The organism is Ignatzschineria sp. LJL83, assembly GCF_054871845.1.
In genome coordinates, this window is sequence record NZ_JBTXLY010000009.1 from 92915 (window position 1) to 110353 (window position 17439).

The following is a 17439-nucleotide window of genomic DNA, read 5'->3' on the forward strand; positions in this document are numbered from 1 at the left end:
AAATTCTACTTATGATCGGTATTATTTTTGGGGGAAGGATTGCATGATCTTTTTGAGCTTTATTGAAGTGAACTTTAATAAATATCCTGCTGACCTTACTTAAAGAGATGGCAAATAGTTAGGCTATAGTTGGAAGGTAATTAGGAGATTCTTAGAAAGAGAAATAAGAAAGAGAAATAAGAAAAAGCCCACTTTCGTGGGCTTTTTTGATTCATTGTCTTAGGATGAATTTTATTAATATGTTTGCTTAATACTACTTGAACTTACTCAGCTGTAACGTTTACTGTGATTTCAGCATCAACGTCAGAGTGTAAGCGAAGTGTAACTGTGTGTTCACCAAGTGTGCGAATAGCACCTTCGTTGATACGAACTTCTTTACGGTCAACAGGAACGCCTGCATCAGTAATAAGAGTTGCGATATCTTGTGCTGTTACTGAACCGAATAAACGACCTTCAGAACCTGCGTTAGCAGCGATAGTCATTACTAAGCCAGCAAGTTTCTCACCACGAGCTGTAGCAGCTGCTAATACGTCAGCTTGCTTCATTTCGAGTTCTGCACGACGTGCTTCAAAAAGAATGATATTTTTTGGTGTTGCTTCAGTCGCTAAACCTTGTGGAAGAAGGTAGTTACGAGCAAATCCTGGTTTAACATCAATCGTGTCACCAAGAGAACCTAAATTTTCAATTTTTTCTAAAAGAATAACTTTCATTATATCTCCCTGTGGACGATTAGTGTTGATCAGTGTATGGGAGCAATGCAATGTAACGCGCGCGTTTGATTGCAGTTGCGAGTTGACGCTGATAGCGTGCACTTGTACCAGTTACACGACTTGGTACGATTTTACCAGTTTCTGTAACATAGTTTTTTAAGAGATTAATATCTTTGTAATCGATTTCTTTAACGCCTTCAGCGGTAAAACGACAATATTTTCTACGACGAACATAACGTGACATAATAATTTACCTTTGTAATATAATTTGAAAAGAGCTTATAGAATTATGCTTCTTCGCTGTCATCAGCGTCTTCTGCATCTTCTTCAACTTCAACTTCTTCACGTACTTCAACGTTACGCTCAGGTTTAGCTGCAATCACAGATACTTCTGTTTCTGCTTCGTCTTTATTGATGATGAGATCACGGATCACAGCATCGTTAAAACGGAATGCGCTTTGAAGCTCTTCTAAGGCTGCTTTGTCACACTCAATGTTCATAAGAACATAATGTGCTTTGTGAATTTTTTGGATTGGGTAAGCAAGTTGACGACGACCCCAATCTTCTAAACGATGAATTGCTCCACCATTGTCAGTAACGATTGCTTTGTAACGATCAATCATTGCAGGAACTTGTTCACTTTGGTCTGGATGAACCAGAAATACTACTTCGTAATGACGCATTATTCATGCTCCTTATGGATTTAAAAAAATTTAAAGTCTTTCAATAAGGCTTTGAAAGACAAGGAGACCCGGACCTTTTGTAGTAAAAGGCCAAAATCAAGCTGAGCATTATACCGATAAATCATGCTAAAAGAAAGGGAGATCTTACGGTTCTACGGCTTTATGTAAAAGCGCTTCGCCAAGTTTGATCGGTTGATACTCTTTTAGAATTTCATCGAGCTGTAATTCATTATTTTCGGTAATGACAATCACGGTCGATCCCATGTTGAATCTTCCCATCTCTTCGCCTTTTTCAAGGAAAATCTCTTCGTTCTGATAATCACTATATTTTAAGATCGAAGCGTAAGGCGGCGTAATCGTGCCTTCCCAGACGGTTTCCATACTAGATACATTAATCGCGCCGACTAAAATCACAATCACTTTGCCATATTCGGTATCAAAGAGAGAAACATGACGTTCATTTTCGGCAAATAGCGTTGGAATATTTTCCGCAGTTTTGAGAGAAACACTATATAACATTCCCGGAATGTGAATTGTGCGCTCTAAACGGCCCGAAACCGGCATATGAATACGGTGGTAATCTCGTGGAGAGAGATAGATTGTGGCAAATTGTCCATCTTTGAAATCTTTAGCAAGCTCAGGATCGGCAATCAAGGCTTCTAATGTGAAGTGATGACCTTTTGCATGGATAAATTCCGTATCTGATAATTGACCACATGCCGCAATTTTCCCATCTGCCGGCGAGATAATCGGTGCATCACTTAAAGGACGGGCTTCCGGTTTCAACTCTCTTGTGAAGAAATCATTAAAAGAAGAGAAATCTTCGGGGCGCTGTCTTACGCAATCTTGCCAATCAATTTTATAAATTTTGGCAAATTGACTAATGAACAAATTTTTAAACCATTTTGTCTTAATTCTCGTAATCTTACGGAAAAACCAAGAAGATAGACGTTGAAAGGTAATATTTTTTAGCATACGTAAATAGAAACCTAAGTTTGAGAGTTGAGATTGCTTATAGTATCCAATATTGCCTTTAAATCTATTTTTAAATCTATTTTAAAGCGGGTGTTGATTTAAAAGGAGCTGATATTGAAAGGTATATATGGAGTGATGATTGAATTGTAGTGCAGAGCTTAATGCCGAGCTACAAATAGTCAGTGAAAGTGGTTCAATACCATACAAGATATTTGCAGGTACCGGCATTATCGGAAAATAATGATACGAAACGTACTAATCAGTAGATCAAATATTGATCTCAGGATGCGCATCAATCCAAGATTTTGCTTTGAAGAGATCTTCTTCTGTATCAATGCCGGGAGGTGGCGTATTGAGAGAGATGGCAACGGCAATTTTCCGGTTATTGGCTAATGCTCGAAGTTGCTCTAATTTTTCTAACTCTTCAAGCGCAGATGGAAGCAGGGAAGGATACTCATTTAAAAAAGAAGCACGATACGCATAGAGCCCGATATGGCGTAAATAAGGCGTGTCTCCTTCGATGTTGCCTTCCGTATGCATATTGCCTCTTTGATAAGGAATTGGCGCGCGGGAGAAGTAGAGCGCTTCTTCAAATTCATTCAGAACAACTTTTACAGCATTCGGATCTTGCACTTCTTCCCAGTTGTAGATGGGCGTCGCAAGTGTACTCATTGCAACCTCTGAGTTGTCAGAAAGTGCTTTGACGGCCTGATGAACAAAGTGGATCGGTAAAAAAGGCTCATCTCCTTGCCAATTCACAATAATATCATTGCTTTGGAATTGCAGTGCTTGTGATACTTCACTTAAGCGATCAGTTCCTGACTCATGTTTGTCGGATGTCATAATCACTTCAGCGCCTAATTGCTGAAGGTGATTGAAAATGCCAGCATCATCTGTGGCAACGATGACTTGAGATGCATCGCTATTAACAGCGGCTCTCCAAGTCCACTCTATAAGCGGTTTTCCATGTAGATCTCGCATCATTTTATTAGGGAGGCGAGTGGATTTTAGTCTTGCTGGAATAATAATTTTATAATTCATATCTGCCGATCACTTAAGGGGTAATTTTAATGAATGAATGAAAGAATGTTAGAGATAAAAGATCCCGTTATTCTATCAGTGATAAAAAAAGATTATTGTCTAAATTTATAAAGGAAGAGGGTGTGAATATTTGGTGTGAATTTATGCGCTCAGAATCCATTCTGGCGAATTATTATCCATATAATTTCTTTACATTTATGTCAAAAAAATAAAGTGATTTTTCTATAAAAAAAAGAATTATTTTGCTTGACTTATTCACAACTAATGAAAAGCCTGATTGTGACAGGCATGTGATAAATATGGATCCATTTCTCGCATAGATGCTTCAAAACTATTGGTATTACTACTATTTCAGAGTGAGTAATTATTGATCACTTTATCAAATGAGGCATGATTAACGCATTTAAGGCAATAAAAAAACAGTTATCCTCAAAGTTATCCACAGTAACTGTGGGTATCTTTTTTAATTTTATTAATTCAGGAAATGTCAAGTTTAGAGTTCTTTTTTGAGGAGGGTTTTGCTCTCTTTCTGAGGGGGGCTGAATTTCTTGGAATAAATCTAAATGAAAGAACTTTATAATCTTTTTTTATAAATAATTCTGTATGATAATAGCTTCTTATTTATGCCGTCTATTTGTAGGTTCAGTATTTGGAGAGCATTATTAAGCAGATGGGAAGCGTAATATTATTCATTAAAAGAGAAAGATTAAAAAGAGAAAGGATTCCTATGATAGAAACTACTTTGCCAGAATTGTTGTTGGTCGTAAAAAAACTACGTTCTGAAGAGGGGTGTCCATGGGATAAGATCCAAACGCATCAATCTTTGATTCCTTTTCTTGAAGAAGAGAGCGCAGAGGTGATCGATGCGATCCATGATGGGAATTTGAATGAGGTGAAAGAGGAGCTTGCCGATCTTTTATTTCAAGTATTACTACATAGTGAGATTGCCGAAGAATCAGGAGCCTTTAATTTCAATGATGTGATGTCTATTTTGCAAGAGAAGATTATTAGAAGACATCCCCATGTGTTTTCCGGGAAAAAATACGACTCTATTGCCGAGCAAAAAGAAGATTGGCAACGTATTAAAGCAGAAGAAAGACGTACGAAAGGAATGCCGGAAGGGCGTTCTTTATTGGCGGGAATTCCCAGTGCATTACCGGCATTAAAGCAAGCATCCTTATTGCAAGAGAAAGCGGCAACCGTTGGCTTTGATTGGGATGATATTGCGGATGTGTGGGATAAAGTGGAAGAAGAAAAGGCAGAACTATTAGAAGCAGTTGAAATGGGTAATCCCTCTGAAATAGAGAGTGAGTTGGGAGATCTTCTGTTTTCACTTGTGAACTATGCAAGATTTTTGAATATAGATGCAACAAAAGCATTGAATAGCACGAATCGGAAATTTAGACAACGTTTTCAATATATTGAAGATCATGCGAAAAGAGAGCTTCAATCATTGTCGCTTGAAGAATTAGATCAATATTGGAATGATGCAAAAAAGGCAGGGAGATAATCAATGATGGATGATAGCCGATATACTCAACAATCTCAGCGAGCGATTTATACAGTTTCTACTTTAAATCTTGCCATTAGAGACCAATTGGAAGGCCAGTTTTTTCACTGTTTAGTGGAGGGAGAGATCTCTAATGCGGCATTCCCTCAATCTGGGCATATCTATTTTAATCTGAAAGATGAAAATTCCGTCATGAAAGCCGTTATTTGGCGTTCTCAAGCGCTTATGTATCGGGCGCTGATTATGAGTGGGCAAAAGGTTCGAGTGACTGGAAAGATAACTGTTTATGCGCCACGTGGAGAATATCAGCTCATTGTTTCTAAAGTAGAAGAAGCGGGAAAAGGGGATCTGTATGTGCAGTTTGAAGCGCTGAAAAAGATGCTACAACAAGAAGGGCTATTTAATGCTGAGTTTAAACAGGAAATCCCGAAACATCCCACCAAAATTGGCATTGTTACTTCTAAGAGTGCAGCTGCTCTACAGGACGTATTAAATGTCCTACAATCCCATCGACCAGATATTCCGGTTATATTATATGAAACGTTGGTGCAAGGTGAAAATGCCGGTGAAGATATTGTTAGGGCGATTAAACGAGCGAATAGAGAAGAGCAGTGTGATCTACTGCTTCTTGTTCGGGGTGGTGGCAGTATTGAGGATTTGTGGGCATTTAATGAGGAAGTGGTCGCAAGAGCCATATTTGCATCGAGAATTCCTATTATTTCCGGCGTAGGACATGAAACTGATACCACGATTGCCGATTATGTTGCTGACTTAAGGGCGCCAACACCATCAATGGCGGCGAAGTATTCTTCACAATCGCGTGATGAACTTTTGCAGTATCTGCAAGAGATCGAAATCAAACTGATGACTGCAATAGGGCGAAGGTTGCAAAATGCCGAGCAAAAATTAGTGGTACTTCAAAATCGATTATTATTAAAGGAACCGAAATTACAATTAGTAAAGTCTCATAATCAGTTGGTCCTTTTAAAGGAACGTTTACGTGAGGTTTTGAAGGTAAAATTAATCCGATATCAAACGATTGCTAATGATCTTGCAAAGCGTTTAGACTCGCGCTATTTAACGCAAAGTATCCAGGAAAAAGAACAAGTGTTAATACAGCTGGGACATAGATTAGAGCAGGCGATGTTATTAAAGCAGAAATCTCGGGAAAACCAATTTATTGCGACATTAGAAAAACTTCATTTGTTAAGTCCGTTAAATGTACTACTTCGAGGATATTCGGTTGTAACGGATCAGAAAGGGAGTGTTGTGAAAAGTATTACGCAAGTCAATCCCGGGGATACGCTCGATCTACAAGTCGCGGATGGCAATATTTTGGTCAAGGTGGAAAAGACAGCTTTATAATCCCTTTCTAGTGAAAGGTAAGCAGATGTCTAAGAGAAAGAGTGATGCTTTATAAAATGATCGCACAGTTTAGGAAGCTCTGGATCAAAAAGAATCATCGTATGAGATTTCTCTAAAGTTGTATGATCTGCCATTCCGGAAATCTGAGTTTCATCTAAATAAACCGTTCCATCACTGACTAGACTATCTTTTTCGATATGATTTGTGATCTTTTCAAGAAGTAGTGAGGATGGGCCGATATTTTGAGTGCCGGCAATAATCCCTAAAGGTATGGGGAAGTTCCATTGGATATGAGAAGGAAGCGGTAATAGCGAGTCTTTCGCTTTACCGACTAGAAATCCGCTTTGATGATTTTTCAAAAATTGCACAATACGCGAGCCTTGAAAAGGAGGCGTAATCGCAATAACAGATTGCAGCGCTGATGGGATTTGTAGATTTAAATAGTGGTAGGTTAATAGGCAGCCAAGGCTATGGGCAATGATACTAAAAGGCTCTTGGAAATTTTGTAAATATTCAGATAGAGATTGTACGTTATCGCTTAGAGGCTTCTTTAAAGTAGGGTAATCAAAGTAGTGTACGCGATAGCCCTGTATTTTGAGTCTTTTTCCTAAAACTTTGACGATCAAACTATTTTGATAAAGCCCATGAATGAGGATAATATCCTTACTTTCTTTGAGTGTCGGCATAAATCCTCACTATTTTGAGTTTTTACTTCCCCTATGCATTGGCGCATACACGTCTTAACAAACTTATTTAATAATCGTTAATGTCGGTTTTTTGCCTTTTTTATCGGAAGATTTTTTGGTTGTATTTGATGTATCTACAACTGATTTTTCGGTATTATCCTCGAAGGCTTCAACGGTTTCAATCACATCTAAATGGGTTTTTTTTGAAGATGTTTTGCTAGGAACTTTTAAAATCGTTTCTTCAAAATAATCTAATGGCAAAGCTTCTGTCTCAAAGCCCATTCCTTCACCATTTTCTTGGGCATAAATCGCAATAATCGCACCGATAGGAATATTGATTTCTTGAGCAATGCCGGAAAAACGGGCAGAAAATGTGACCCAATCATCGCCTAGATCTAAGTGTTGAGTTGCAGAAGGTAAGATATTAAGAATAATCTTACCTTCTGAAATAAATTGCTCAGGAACTTCAACGAACGGAAGTGTCGCATCCACGACAATATAGGGCGTACAATTATTGTCTAAAATCCACTCATATAATGCGCGTATAAAATAGGGCTTATTTGAAGTCATGAGTCTTTTGTCCTTAGATAGTTTTTTCTTTCTTATCGAATGCCATTTTGACACTCTCTTTTTCGAATAAACGATCGTAATAATCTAACACTGGTTGTGCTTTTTTAGGAAGGGGAATTTCTAAGAATTTAACCCACCATAAAAATGGCACAATTGTAGCATCAATGAGAGAGAAGTCTTCGTTCTGGAAGTAATCCGTTTGGCTGAAAAGAGGTGCATAGGAAACAATTAAGTCTGCAATAGCTTTATTTGTTTTGTTATCCGCAGTTTTTCTGCCAATAAGCTTCTCCACCAAAGGATACCAGTCATTGACGATCGTTTTTAATGTTAAGCGGAACTTTGCTCTTAAAATTGGATCATTTGGTAAAAGGGGTGGGTGAGGGAAGCGCTCATCTAAAAATTCTAAAATCGTATCTGTGTGATAAATGGCAATTTCACGAGTAATAAGTGTCGGCAATATCACTTGAGGATTTACTTCTAAAAGATCCCCAGGTGGATTATTAGGATCGACGATAACAGTCTCACACGTAATATTTTTTTCTAATAGTGTGACTTTTACTCGATCACCATCTAAAGAATTTTTTTCTATAAATAATGTAAATCCTGTGCGTCTTGTTGACATATTTATGATCTCCTAAATCGCAAGTAAGGAGCAATTAGAAATAATTGCTCCTTACAGGTTTTATAATAGTTTTTGAATCAAGTGAAAAAGAATCATATGATTATTTTACATCTTTCCAGTATTCGCGGTTTAGAGCGTAGGCAAGAATCGTAAAGATCACTAAGAATCCTAATACCCATGGACCATACTTCTTACGCTCTAATTGCGCAGGTTCTGCAACGTAAGTAAGGAAAGTTGTCAGGTCGTTAATAGATTGACGATATTCTAACTCACTCATCGTACCTTCAGATACTTTTTCGAGTCCAACCACTACTTCTTCAAATTGGCACTCTTCAGGTTTTTCTAAATTACATTCTCCTAATGCAACCTTTTCAATGATAGGCGCATGAGTACCTTGTAATTCAGCAAGAACATGTGGCATACCGGCATTAGGGAATGCAATATTGTTCATGCCTGTAGGGCGACTTTCATCTTCATAGAATGAGAGAAGATATTTGAAAATATAGTCAGGACCTTTTGCACGAGCAATGGTAGATAGGTCTGGCGGCGCCACACCTAACCATACTTGTGCATCACGGCGATCCATTGCTGTGTAGATTAAATCACCATCTTTAGATCTGATGAATTCAGCTTCACGAGGATCGTAACTACCAGTATTAATCAATTTTTGAATATCTTCTTCTTCAAGTCCCATATCACGAGCAGTGATATTGTATCTTTGGAATTCTAAAGAGTGACATGCAAGGCAGTAGTCCATATAAAGACGGGCACCTGATTGCATTGATTCATGGTTAGTTACATTGATTTGAGGATTGCCAAGCTCATTAAGAGCTTGTGCAGTTAATTCCTCTGCTGATTGCGCATTCGCAGTAGCAAACATGATCGCAAAACAGCCTGTTAAGAGAGTTACGATTTTTTTCATTTCATTGTCACCCTTGTTGGAACTGGTTTAACTTTACCCCATCTTGACCACCATGGCATACCAAGGAAGAAAACGAAGTAGAAAACTGTACAGATACGAGCTACTAAAGTACGAGCATCATTTGCAGGAACAACACCAAGGTAACCTAACACGATGAAGCAAATTACGAAGAGGGCAATCATGATTTTGATGAATGCGCCTTTGTAACGAATGGAACGTACAGGGCTCTTATCTAACCAAGGTAACGCAAAGAGGACCGCAATCGATGCACCCATTGCAATCACTCCCCAGATTTGTGTACCAAACCATGATGGAACCGCACGAAGAATTGTGTAGTACGGCGTAAAGTACCATACTGGCGCAATATGTGCTGGTGTCGCTAATGGGTTAGCAGGTTCAAAGTTAGGAGCTTCTAAGAAGAGGCCATACATATCTGGTGCATAGAAGATAATAAGTGCGAAGAATATTAAGAAAATACCCACAGCAAATGTATCGTGCACAGTGTAGTAAGGGTGGAAGGGGATACCATCAAGCGGTTTGCCATTCTCATCTAAGTTATCTTTGATTTCAATACCATCAGGGTTATTAGAGCCTACTTGGTGAAGAGCAAGAAGATGTGCTACCACAAGGCCTACTAAAACTAATGGAAGAGCAATAACATGTAGTGCAAAGAAACGGCTAAGGGTTGCTTCAGAGATAACGAAGTCACCACGAATACCTGTTACTAAAGTATCACCAATATACGGAATTGCGCCGAATAGAGAGATGATTACTTGCGCACCCCAGAATGACATCTGACCATAAGGTAACACATATCCCATGAAAGCTTCCGCCATCAAGATGAGATAAATGAGCATTCCGAAGATCCACACAAGCTCACGTGGTTTACGATGTGAACCGTAGATTAAACCACGGAACATATGCATATAAACGACGATAAAGAACATTGAAGCACCCACAGCATGCATATAGCGGATGAGCCATGTCCAGTTTGCATCACGCATAACTGCGGTTTCTAATGCCGCATATGCAATAGGAATGCCAGTAGGGCCAAGTGCACCATCAGGTTTGTAATACATGACAAGCCAAATACCTGTAAGGATTTGGTTCACAAGCATTACTGCCGCTAAGATACCGAATACATAGAGCCAGTTAAAGTTTTTTGGAGCATAATACTCCGTAACATGTGTGCGAAGTGCTCTTTTATAAGGAAGACGGTAATCAACCCAATCTCCTAAGCGCTCCAATTTAGATTTTGTCTGAGTAGTCATTATGCACCCTCCCCACTAAGGCCTACAACAACAGAGTTTTCTGTTTTATAGAAATGATCAGGAACTAACAAGTTAATCGGTGCAGGAAGATTTTTGAATACACGACCCGCTAAATCGAAGCGAGATCCATGACATGCACAGAAGAAACCGCCACGCCATGCAGGACCTAAATCCGCAGGCGCGACTTCTGGTCTGAAAGTTGGAGAGCAACCTAAATGAGTACAGATTCCAACAAGAATAAGGTATTCAGGTTTGATGGATCTGAATTGATTTTGAGCATACGGAGGCTGCTGGTCACTTTTAGATGTTGGGTCTACTAACGCATCTGGTGGTGAGGTCTCCAAACGCTCAAGCATTGCTTCAGTACGATTCAATACCCAAACTGGTTTACCTTGCCATTCAACACGGAGTAATTCTCCGGGTGAAAGTTTGGAAAGATCCACTTCAACAGGTGCACCAGCACTTTTTGCTCGTTGACTTGGCATCCAAGACTTAATAAAAGGAACACCAAGGAATCCTGCGCCAAAAGCTGCAACCGCAACGGTTGCATAGCTCAGAACTCGTCTCCTTTTATGATTAACATTCTCCGAACTCATGTTCTTCGTCTCCATTAAAAATTTTACTTTCTTCTATTTACTTACACGAGACACATATTCGCCTGTGCGAGTGTCGACTTTGATGACTTCTCCGATCTGTACGAAGAGTGGTACGCGAACTACAGCACCTGATTCAAGTGTTGCGGGTTTTCCGCCTGTACCTGCCGTATCACCTTTAAGACCTGGATCTGTTTCAGTGATCTTCATTTCAATGAAGTTTGGTGGAGTAACTGTCAATGGAGCGCCGTTGTATAAGGTCACAGTGCAAAGATCTTGCTCCATTAACCATTTTTTTGTCTCTTCTACAGCACTTTCATTTGCAGCAACCTGATCAAAAGTCGCAGGATTCATAAAATGCCAGAACTCTCCATCATTATAGAGATACTGAAGTTCAACATCTACGACGTCTGCTCCTTCAACCGATTCACCAGAACGGAAAGTTTTCTCAATCACTCTTCCAGTTTTTAAGTTTCTGATTTTTACACGGTTAAATGCTTGACCTTTGCCAGGCTTTACCATTTCATTTTCAATGATAGAGCATGGATCACCATCAAGCATGATCTTTAATCCACTTTTAAATTGATTTGTTGTATATGTAGCCATTTTTAATCACTATCTCCCGATAATAAATTTTGTCTAGCAGATTATACCTGAACTCCAATTTAAATTCAGCTTACATCTTACCTATTTTGTTTGCGAATTTGTGCGCCCATAAAGTTTTGGAAAATATTCTCATTAATTCTAAACCACTGGTATTCCTGATTGAGGAAAGCTTTCCAATGATCGTATACCATTTTAAAATCGGGGTTCTTTTCACGCTCTTCTTCATATATTTCTTGAGCTACCTCATAAGACGCTTCTAAAATATCCTTTGAGAAGGAACGAAGCTTTGCGCCATTCTTTGTGAGGGTTGCAAGAGCGGGTGGGTTTAGGGCATCGTACTGTGCAATCATCCACTGGTTGATCTCGGCGCAAACTGTTTCAAAGATCTCCTGGTAGAGTTTTGGAAGTTCTGCCCACTTTTGATCATTGACAAAGAATGAGATGGTTGCTGCGCCTTCCCAGAAACCCGGGGTGTAGTAGTAAGGAGCAACAGCTTGAAGGCCGAGTTTTTCATCATCGTAAGGGCCAACAAACTCAGCAGCATCAATGGTGCCTTTTTCTAATGAGGAGTAAACATCACTTGCTGGGATTGTTTGTGGAATAACCCCTAAGCGAGAAAGGATTTCTCCGCCAAATCCTGGAATTCTGAATTTCAGGCCTTTTAAATCTTCGAGAGATTTTACTTCTTTACGAAACCATCCGCCCATTTGTGCTGTTGTATTGCCACCTGGGAAATTGATAATATTATATTTTGCAAACACTTCTCTCAGAACTTCAAGACCGCCACCGGCATAGAACCATGCATTTTGCATTCTTGCGCTCATTCCAAAAGGAAGGACGGTATCAATAGAGAGTGCAGTATTTTTTCCGTGATAGTAATAAGATGCAGAATGTCCAACTTCTACAGTGCCTTGAGAAACGGCATCGAAGATTTGGTTTGCAGGCACAAGTTCGCCGGGTGCAAATACTTGGATTTCAAATTGACCATTAGTGAGCTTGGCAACTTTTTCTGAAAGCATTGTGGATGCAGCGAAGAGCAGATTTAAGTTTTTTGGGAAGCCAGCAGCAATGCGCCATTTTACTTTTGGATAATCAAAAGATTCTGCACTTGCGATAGATGTTGCTGCTAATCCTGATACTGCGGCAGTTGCGCCTGCTTTTTTAATAAAATCACGACGTTTCATAATTATTCTTTACTCCATTCTTTTTAACTTTGCCTATTCGATGATGTTTAAGTTAAGGGCAAATTTCATAGTTTTGTTAGTCCGAAATTGTGCAATTCAGTTGAAATCATTCAAGCGATTGCTTTAAGCTTTTTGTTTTCTGAGCTGTGAGAACATAAATTGTTGGAAAATGTTTTCATTGACTCGGAACCATTGGTATTCCTGGTTGAGGAAATCTTTCCAATGGGTATAGATTCGTCTGAAATCTTCATTGATTTCAGCTTCCTCTGCATAGATTTCTTGGGCTGCATCGTAAGCGGCTTGTAAAATCTCTTTTGAAAAAGAACGGAGTTTTGCTCCATTTTTTATGATTGTCGCGAGTGCTTCTGGATTTTTAGCATCATATTGTGCTGCCATCCACATGTTGGCTTCTGCCGCAGCTCGCTCAAAAATAATTTGTTGTTTTGGGGTGAGGTTGTTCCAGGCATCTTTATTAACATAAAACGTCAGCATGGCAGAGCCCTCCCAGAATCCCGGCGTGTAGTAATAAGGGGCAACCTGCTGTAGTCCTAAGCGTTGATCATCATAAGGACCGACAAATTCTGTTGCATCAATAGTGCCTTTTTCTAGCGAAGAATAGATATCGCCAACCGCAATGTTTTGTGGGATAGCGCCTAGACGAGAGAAAATTTCTCCGCCAAACCCAGGGATTCTAAATTTTAATCCTTTTAAATCATCGACTGTTTTGACTTCTTTACGGAACCATCCACCCATCTGTGTATTGGAGTTTCCGCCGGGGAAGTTCACAATGTTGTATTTATCAAACAGCTCTCGAAGTACTTCTGTGCCACCGCCAGCATAGTACCAAGCATTTTGCATTCTGGTAGTAAGTCCAAAAGGAAGGCAGGTATCAATAGAGAGTGCTTTGTTTTTGCCGTGATAGTAGTTAGAAGTAGAATGACCCATTTCTACCGTACCATTTTGTACGGCATCGAATACTTGAGTGGAAGGAACGATTTCTCCTGGTGCAAATACTTGAATTTCAAACTCACCATCACTCATCGCATAAACAGAATCCGCTAAGCGCTGTGATGTTCCATAAAGAAGATCAAGATTTCGTGGGAAGCTTGTGGTCATTCTCCACTTTACTTGGGGTTTTGTATTTGCATGAACAATGCCCATAGACGCAACTCCAGCACCTGTTAGTGTTGCGGCTTTTTTTATGAAATTACGGCGTTCCATATTGAATTCCTCATTTGTAGTTATTTTGATTTAATTATTAGTGGGAGGTAGAGAGCTTTCGCTTTGAGTGTTTGAATAGTGCGATGAATGTTTAGTTCAATCGCACTATTGCAAGATGAATGTCTAGCTTCTTGTTTAAAAGTCTACACCAAAGTCATCAAAATCATCAAAGCCACCCTCATTCATTTCTAAATTAAACTCTATATCTGAGCCGGATCCCTCAAATTTTTCGAGCTTATCGGATTTAATAATGCCGGGGAATGTGATGAGGATGATGACCATAAATATCTGTAGGGTCAAAAATGGTAATGCGCCGTAATAGATATCTTTTGTTGTGACTTCTTTCGGTGCTACTGATCTTAAATAGAAGAGAGAGAAGCCAAATGGGGGATGCATAAATGAGGTTTGCATGTTCATTGCTAAGATAATTCCAAACCATGTCAAATCTATTCCTAATGCTACGGCGATCGGTAATAGTAGAGGAACAAGAATTAATGCAATTTCAAAGAAATCTAAGAAGAATGCCACAAAGAAAATGAGGATATTAACGGCAATGATAAATCCTAATGCGCCACCAGGAAGAGATCCTAAAATTCCTTCGATCCAAATACCGCCATTGAGGCTTGTGAACGCAAGAGAGAAGAACATCGATCCGATCATGATGAATACAACAAAGGTTGTAATCTTCACGCTTTGATCAAGGGCTTGATAGAGTAGATCTTTTGTAAGAGATTTTCGTAATAACGCTAAAATCATTGCGCCAACGGCACCAATTGCTCCGGCTTCTGTCGGCGTTGCCATTCCCATGAAGACTGTTCCTAACACTAAGAAGATTAGGGTTACAGGTGGAATTACGCTTGTAATAACCTTAATGAAAAGAGCTTTCCCAAAAAGTGTTCGTTCATGTGCCGGAATTGCCGGCATTGAAGTTGGTTTAATAATTGTCATGATTAAGATGAACAGTAGATATAAACCAATGAGTACAACGCTAGGAATTAATGCGGCTTTATACATGGAGCCGATTGATACGCCGAGCTGATCTCCTAAAACGATGAGAACCAAACTGGGAGGAACAATTTGCGCTAAGGTGCCGGAAGCCGTAATGACGCCGGAAGCTAATCTTTTTGAGTAGCCATAGCGAAGCATGATCGGTAGTGAAATTAAACCCATCGCAATAACGGATGCTGAAACAATACCGGTTGTTGCCGCAAGCATCGTTCCCACAAATACGACTGAATACGCAAGGCCACCGCGCATTTTTCCAAAGAGTTGCCCCATGGTGTTGAGGAGATCTTCGGCCATGCCGGTTCTTTCTAGGATTAATCCCATTAAAGTAAAGAAGGGAATTGCAAGGAGGGTTTCATTACTGATGATGCCAAAAAAGCGGTCGCTTAAGGCGCCTAGAAGTGCAAAATCTAAATGCCCCATATAGATGCCGATGCAGGAGAAGAAAAGACCTGTTGCGGCAAGAGAGAAAGCGATAGGGTAACCCTTAAGTAGAAAGATAATAAGGGCAATAAACATCAAGGGAGGTAAATATTCTAACATTTTGGCTGAAGCTCCGAATAATTAGCGTTATCGTTAGAGTTTGAAAGTGTGCAGAGCGTAATAATGGCTTTGCAAAGCTCAGAAATTCCTTGTAGGAGTAGGAAGAACATGCCTACCGGAAGTAACGCTTTAATAGGAGCTCGTGGAAGTCCGCCTGGGTTAGGGGACATTTCCCAAATTTGCCATGAGCTGATAGCAGGGCCAATTGTGAGATATAAAAGCATTGTAAATGCAGGAAATAAGAAAAAGACAATACCCACTATTTCTGCAATCGCTTTAGCTTTTGGCGAGAAACGATTAGAGAGAATATCTATGCGAATGTGTTGATTCTTTAGATAGGTATAGCCTGAAGCAAATAAAAAAACTGCTGCAAATAGATACCATTGAACTTCTAACATACTGTTAGAGCTCAGATTGAATATGTATCTAAAAAGCGCATTCCCCGCAGATATAATGGTTGCTAAAAAAATTGCAATGATTGCAATTTTCCCTAACATTGAATTAACGAAGTCGATAGCTTGCGAGATTTTTTTTAAGATATTCATAGTTTAAGGTTTTTAATTACTTTGTAAGAATTAATAGATGAGTGCACGTCAGATGCAACTAGTACAGTGCGTCAATCAATGTACGTTATCTATAAAAAAATACCAGTAGTTTCTTCCCTTAAACTATGAGATTTATGCTATCGAATTCTGTTTGAACTCTAGGTTAGAGATGTTTTTTATTGATATTGTTCACATTTGTGTGTAAACGCTTTATCGGTTTCTTGAGCATAGTCTTTGTGATTATCTAAGATAATTGTCATATCTTCCGTAGAACCCATAATGACTGGTACACGTTGATGAAGACCGTTAGGATTGATATTTAAGATTCTGTCATAACCGGTTGAGGCAATACCGCCCGCTTGCTCTACTAAGAATGCCATAGGGTTCGCTTCGTACATAAGGCGTAAACGACCACCTTTTTCAGTTAAAGAGGAATCCATAGGGTATGCAAAAACGCCACCACGTTGAATAAGGCGATGGATATCTAAAACCATAGCGCCAACCCAACGCATTGTGTATTTTTTCTTGCGTGAACCATTTTCTCCTAAGTCACAATCTTCAACGTAAGCTCTCATCGGTGGTTCCCAAAGATTGCGGTTGGAGTGATTGATTGCATATTCTTTGGTAACTTTAGGAATAGTCATATTTGGATGCGTCAAAATAAACTCACCAATAGATGGATCTAAAGTAAAACCGTGTGTACCAAAACCGATGGTTAGAACCATCATTGTCGCTGAACCATATAGGCAATATCCCGCGCAAACTTGCTCAACACCTTGTTTAAGGAAGTCTTCTTCCGTAGGGTTTTCTTTGTCTGTTTTTAAGATTGAGAAAATAGTGCCGATAGGGCCATTGATCTCGATATTGCTTGATCCATCGAGTGGATCGAAGATTAGAAGGTAATTTCCACGAGGGCTTCCTGCAGGAATTTCGTAAACATCATCCATTTCTTCGCTTGCCATCGCCGCAACGTGACCTCTTTTTGCATTATTTTTAATGAAAAGATCATTGGCAATAACATCAAGAATTTGTTGGGTTTCACCCTGACAGTTTTCGTTGTCAGTAGCCCCAATTACATTGGCTAGTTGTCCTTTTTGTACAGCAGCTGCAATCATTTTGCAGGATACAGCGATGTCATTTAGAAGGAGGGTAAAATTGCCCGTTGCTTCAGGGAAGCGACGTTGTTCTTCCATGATAAATTGCGAGAGCGTTACGCCAAAGTGAGTCATTGATATCTCCACAGTCTGTTTGAGTAATAAAAATTGGGGTTATGATATACTTTTTAGGTGTTTAGGGAAAGCGTTTTTGTAGTTTATCTGTAGTTTGGCTTGATTGGTGTCTAAATGAAATCTGTAAATGCGCACAGCTTGATCATCGCTTGGATTTA

18 protein-coding genes and 1 pseudogene are annotated in these 17439 nt (G+C 39.4%); 2 read left to right on the top strand and 17 right to left on the bottom strand.

The genetic code is table 11. The features are described from left to right. Nucleotides 1-263: 263 nt before the first annotated feature. From rplI to kdsB, 5 genes are all read right to left on the bottom strand, one after another. Entirely contained in the window at nucleotides 264-710 is a 447-nt protein-coding gene (gene rplI, locus ACYSN2_RS07250; RefSeq protein WP_461749590.1) for a 50S ribosomal protein L9, read from the bottom strand. A 19-nt stretch (nucleotides 711-729) separates the two neighbouring features. Then, nucleotides 730-954: a 30S ribosomal protein S18 gene (rpsR, locus tag ACYSN2_RS07255; RefSeq protein WP_094568487.1), complete on the bottom strand. Its 225-nt coding sequence runs from the start codon at nucleotides 952-954 to the stop codon at nucleotides 730-732. 43 nt (nucleotides 955-997) lie between these two features. Then, complete coding sequence (gene rpsF, locus ACYSN2_RS07260; RefSeq protein ID WP_461749591.1) at nucleotides 998-1393, bottom strand: 30S ribosomal protein S6; 396 nt, start codon at nucleotides 1391-1393, stop codon at nucleotides 998-1000. A 144-nt stretch (nucleotides 1394-1537) separates the two neighbouring features. Continuing rightward, nucleotides 1538-2368 carry an archaetidylserine decarboxylase gene (asd, locus tag ACYSN2_RS07265; RefSeq protein ID WP_461749592.1) on the bottom strand — a complete coding sequence of 277 codons (831 nt, stop codon included), beginning with the start codon at nucleotides 2366-2368 and terminating at the stop codon, nucleotides 1538-1540. A gap of 267 nt (nucleotides 2369-2635) precedes the next feature. Next, entirely contained in the window at nucleotides 2636-3409 is a 774-nt protein-coding gene (gene kdsB / locus ACYSN2_RS07270; RefSeq protein WP_461749593.1) for a 3-deoxy-manno-octulosonate cytidylyltransferase, read from the bottom strand. A 727-nt stretch (nucleotides 3410-4136) separates the two neighbouring features. On the opposite strand from kdsB, the gene mazG reads away from it, so the two are divergent. Together mazG and xseA are read left to right on the top strand one after the other, a co-directional pair. After that, complete coding sequence (gene mazG / locus ACYSN2_RS07275) at nucleotides 4137-4919, top strand: nucleoside triphosphate pyrophosphohydrolase (protein ID WP_461749594.1); 783 nt, start codon at nucleotides 4137-4139, stop codon at nucleotides 4917-4919. Between the two features lie 3 nt (nucleotides 4920-4922). Beyond that, entirely contained in the window at nucleotides 4923-6284 is a 1362-nt protein-coding gene (gene xseA / locus ACYSN2_RS07280; RefSeq protein WP_461749595.1) for an exodeoxyribonuclease VII large subunit, read from the top strand. A gap of 29 nt (nucleotides 6285-6313) precedes the next feature. Here xseA and ACYSN2_RS07285 read toward each other — a convergent pair whose 3' ends face one another. The 12 genes and pseudogenes from ACYSN2_RS07285 to ACYSN2_RS07340 all read right to left on the bottom strand — a co-directional run bounded on the left by ACYSN2_RS07285 (nucleotide 6314) and on the right by ACYSN2_RS07340 (nucleotide 17281). Beyond that, a complete protein-coding gene (locus ACYSN2_RS07285; RefSeq protein ID WP_461749596.1) occupies nucleotides 6314-6970 on the bottom strand; it encodes an esterase/lipase family protein in 657 nt (218 codons plus the stop codon). 63 nt (nucleotides 6971-7033) lie between these two features. Then, nucleotides 7034-7540, bottom strand: coding sequence for a ClpXP protease specificity-enhancing factor (locus ACYSN2_RS07290; RefSeq protein ID WP_461749597.1), 507 nt, complete (start codon nucleotides 7538-7540; stop codon nucleotides 7034-7036). Between the two features lie 13 nt (nucleotides 7541-7553). Beyond that, the gene (locus ACYSN2_RS07295) at nucleotides 7554-8162 is read right to left on the bottom strand and encodes a glutathione S-transferase N-terminal domain-containing protein (RefSeq protein ID WP_461749598.1); all 609 of its coding nucleotides are present in this window, start codon (nucleotides 8160-8162) and stop codon (nucleotides 7554-7556) included. A 100-nt stretch (nucleotides 8163-8262) separates the two neighbouring features. Next, nucleotides 8263-9084 (bottom strand): cytochrome c1, encoded by an 822-nt coding sequence (locus ACYSN2_RS07300; protein ID WP_461749599.1) that lies wholly within the window; start codon nucleotides 9082-9084, stop codon nucleotides 8263-8265. Between the two features lie 2 nt (nucleotides 9085-9086). After that, nucleotides 9087-10355, bottom strand: a pseudogene (locus ACYSN2_RS07305) (cytochrome b); the annotation flags it as partial. Continuing rightward, nucleotides 10355-10951 carry a ubiquinol-cytochrome c reductase iron-sulfur subunit gene (gene petA, locus ACYSN2_RS07310; RefSeq protein ID WP_461749600.1) on the bottom strand — a complete coding sequence of 199 codons (597 nt, stop codon included), beginning with the start codon at nucleotides 10949-10951 and terminating at the stop codon, nucleotides 10355-10357. The gene petA and the pseudogene ACYSN2_RS07305, both read right to left, overlap by 1 nt. A gap of 33 nt (nucleotides 10952-10984) precedes the next feature. Then, on the bottom strand, nucleotides 10985-11554 hold the full coding sequence (efp, locus tag ACYSN2_RS07315) for an elongation factor P (RefSeq protein WP_461749601.1): 570 nt from the start codon (nucleotides 11552-11554) through the stop codon (nucleotides 10985-10987). A 77-nt stretch (nucleotides 11555-11631) separates the two neighbouring features. Beyond that, complete coding sequence (locus ACYSN2_RS07320) at nucleotides 11632-12738, bottom strand: TRAP transporter substrate-binding protein (RefSeq protein ID WP_461749602.1); 1107 nt, start codon at nucleotides 12736-12738, stop codon at nucleotides 11632-11634. Between the two features lie 123 nt (nucleotides 12739-12861). After that, the gene (locus ACYSN2_RS07325) at nucleotides 12862-13959 is read right to left on the bottom strand and encodes a TRAP transporter substrate-binding protein (RefSeq protein WP_461749603.1); all 1098 of its coding nucleotides are present in this window, start codon (nucleotides 13957-13959) and stop codon (nucleotides 12862-12864) included. A 135-nt stretch (nucleotides 13960-14094) separates the two neighbouring features. After that, nucleotides 14095-15507 (bottom strand): TRAP transporter large permease, encoded by a 1413-nt coding sequence (locus ACYSN2_RS07330; protein ID WP_461749604.1) that lies wholly within the window; start codon nucleotides 15505-15507, stop codon nucleotides 14095-14097. Next, nucleotides 15501-16052, bottom strand: a complete 552-nt coding sequence (locus ACYSN2_RS07335; protein WP_461749605.1) for a TRAP transporter small permease subunit — start codon at nucleotides 16050-16052, stop codon at nucleotides 15501-15503. The genes ACYSN2_RS07330 and ACYSN2_RS07335 overlap by 7 nt, the downstream gene beginning before the upstream one ends. A gap of 176 nt (nucleotides 16053-16228) precedes the next feature. Further along, complete coding sequence (locus ACYSN2_RS07340; RefSeq protein WP_461749606.1) at nucleotides 16229-17281, bottom strand: class 1 fructose-bisphosphatase; 1053 nt, start codon at nucleotides 17279-17281, stop codon at nucleotides 16229-16231. Nucleotides 17282-17439: the final 158 nt, after the last annotated feature.

What these genes read in the sequence shown, in the direction of transcription:
- rplI (WP_461749590.1), bottom strand. Translation starts at nt 710, where the DNA reads ATGAAAGTTATTCTTTTAGAAAAAATTGAAAATTTAGGTTCTCTTGGT.
- rpsR (WP_094568487.1), bottom strand. Translation starts at nt 954, where the DNA reads ATGTCACGTTATGTTCGTCGTAGAAAATATTGTCGTTTTACCGCTGAA.
- rpsF (WP_461749591.1), bottom strand. Translation starts at nt 1,393, where the DNA reads ATGCGTCATTACGAAGTAGTATTTCTGGTTCATCCAGACCAAAGTGAA.
- asd (WP_461749592.1), bottom strand. Translation starts at nt 2,368, where the DNA reads ATGCTAAAAAATATTACCTTTCAACGTCTATCTTCTTGGTTTTTCCGT.
- kdsB (WP_461749593.1), bottom strand. Translation starts at nt 3,409, where the DNA reads ATGAATTATAAAATTATTATTCCAGCAAGACTAAAATCCACTCGCCTC.
- mazG (WP_461749594.1), top strand. Translation starts at nt 4,137, where the DNA reads ATGATAGAAACTACTTTGCCAGAATTGTTGTTGGTCGTAAAAAAACTA.
- xseA (WP_461749595.1), top strand. Translation starts at nt 4,923, where the DNA reads ATGATGGATGATAGCCGATATACTCAACAATCTCAGCGAGCGATTTAT.
- ACYSN2_RS07285 (WP_461749596.1), bottom strand. Translation starts at nt 6,970, where the DNA reads ATGCCGACACTCAAAGAAAGTAAGGATATTATCCTCATTCATGGGCTT.
- ACYSN2_RS07290 (WP_461749597.1), bottom strand. Translation starts at nt 7,540, where the DNA reads ATGACTTCAAATAAGCCCTATTTTATACGCGCATTATATGAGTGGATT.
- ACYSN2_RS07295 (WP_461749598.1), bottom strand. Translation starts at nt 8,162, where the DNA reads ATGTCAACAAGACGCACAGGATTTACATTATTTATAGAAAAAAATTCT.
- ACYSN2_RS07300 (WP_461749599.1), bottom strand. Translation starts at nt 9,084, where the DNA reads ATGAAAAAAATCGTAACTCTCTTAACAGGCTGTTTTGCGATCATGTTT.
- petA (WP_461749600.1), bottom strand. Translation starts at nt 10,951, where the DNA reads ATGAGTTCGGAGAATGTTAATCATAAAAGGAGACGAGTTCTGAGCTAT.
- efp (WP_461749601.1), bottom strand. Translation starts at nt 11,554, where the DNA reads ATGGCTACATATACAACAAATCAATTTAAAAGTGGATTAAAGATCATG.
- ACYSN2_RS07320 (WP_461749602.1), bottom strand. Translation starts at nt 12,738, where the DNA reads ATGAAACGTCGTGATTTTATTAAAAAAGCAGGCGCAACTGCCGCAGTA.
- ACYSN2_RS07325 (WP_461749603.1), bottom strand. Translation starts at nt 13,959, where the DNA reads ATGGAACGCCGTAATTTCATAAAAAAAGCCGCAACACTAACAGGTGCT.
- ACYSN2_RS07330 (WP_461749604.1), bottom strand. Translation starts at nt 15,507, where the DNA reads ATGTTAGAATATTTACCTCCCTTGATGTTTATTGCCCTTATTATCTTT.
- ACYSN2_RS07335 (WP_461749605.1), bottom strand. Translation starts at nt 16,052, where the DNA reads ATGAATATCTTAAAAAAAATCTCGCAAGCTATCGACTTCGTTAATTCA.
- ACYSN2_RS07340 (WP_461749606.1), bottom strand. Translation starts at nt 17,281, where the DNA reads ATGACTCACTTTGGCGTAACGCTCTCGCAATTTATCATGGAAGAACAA.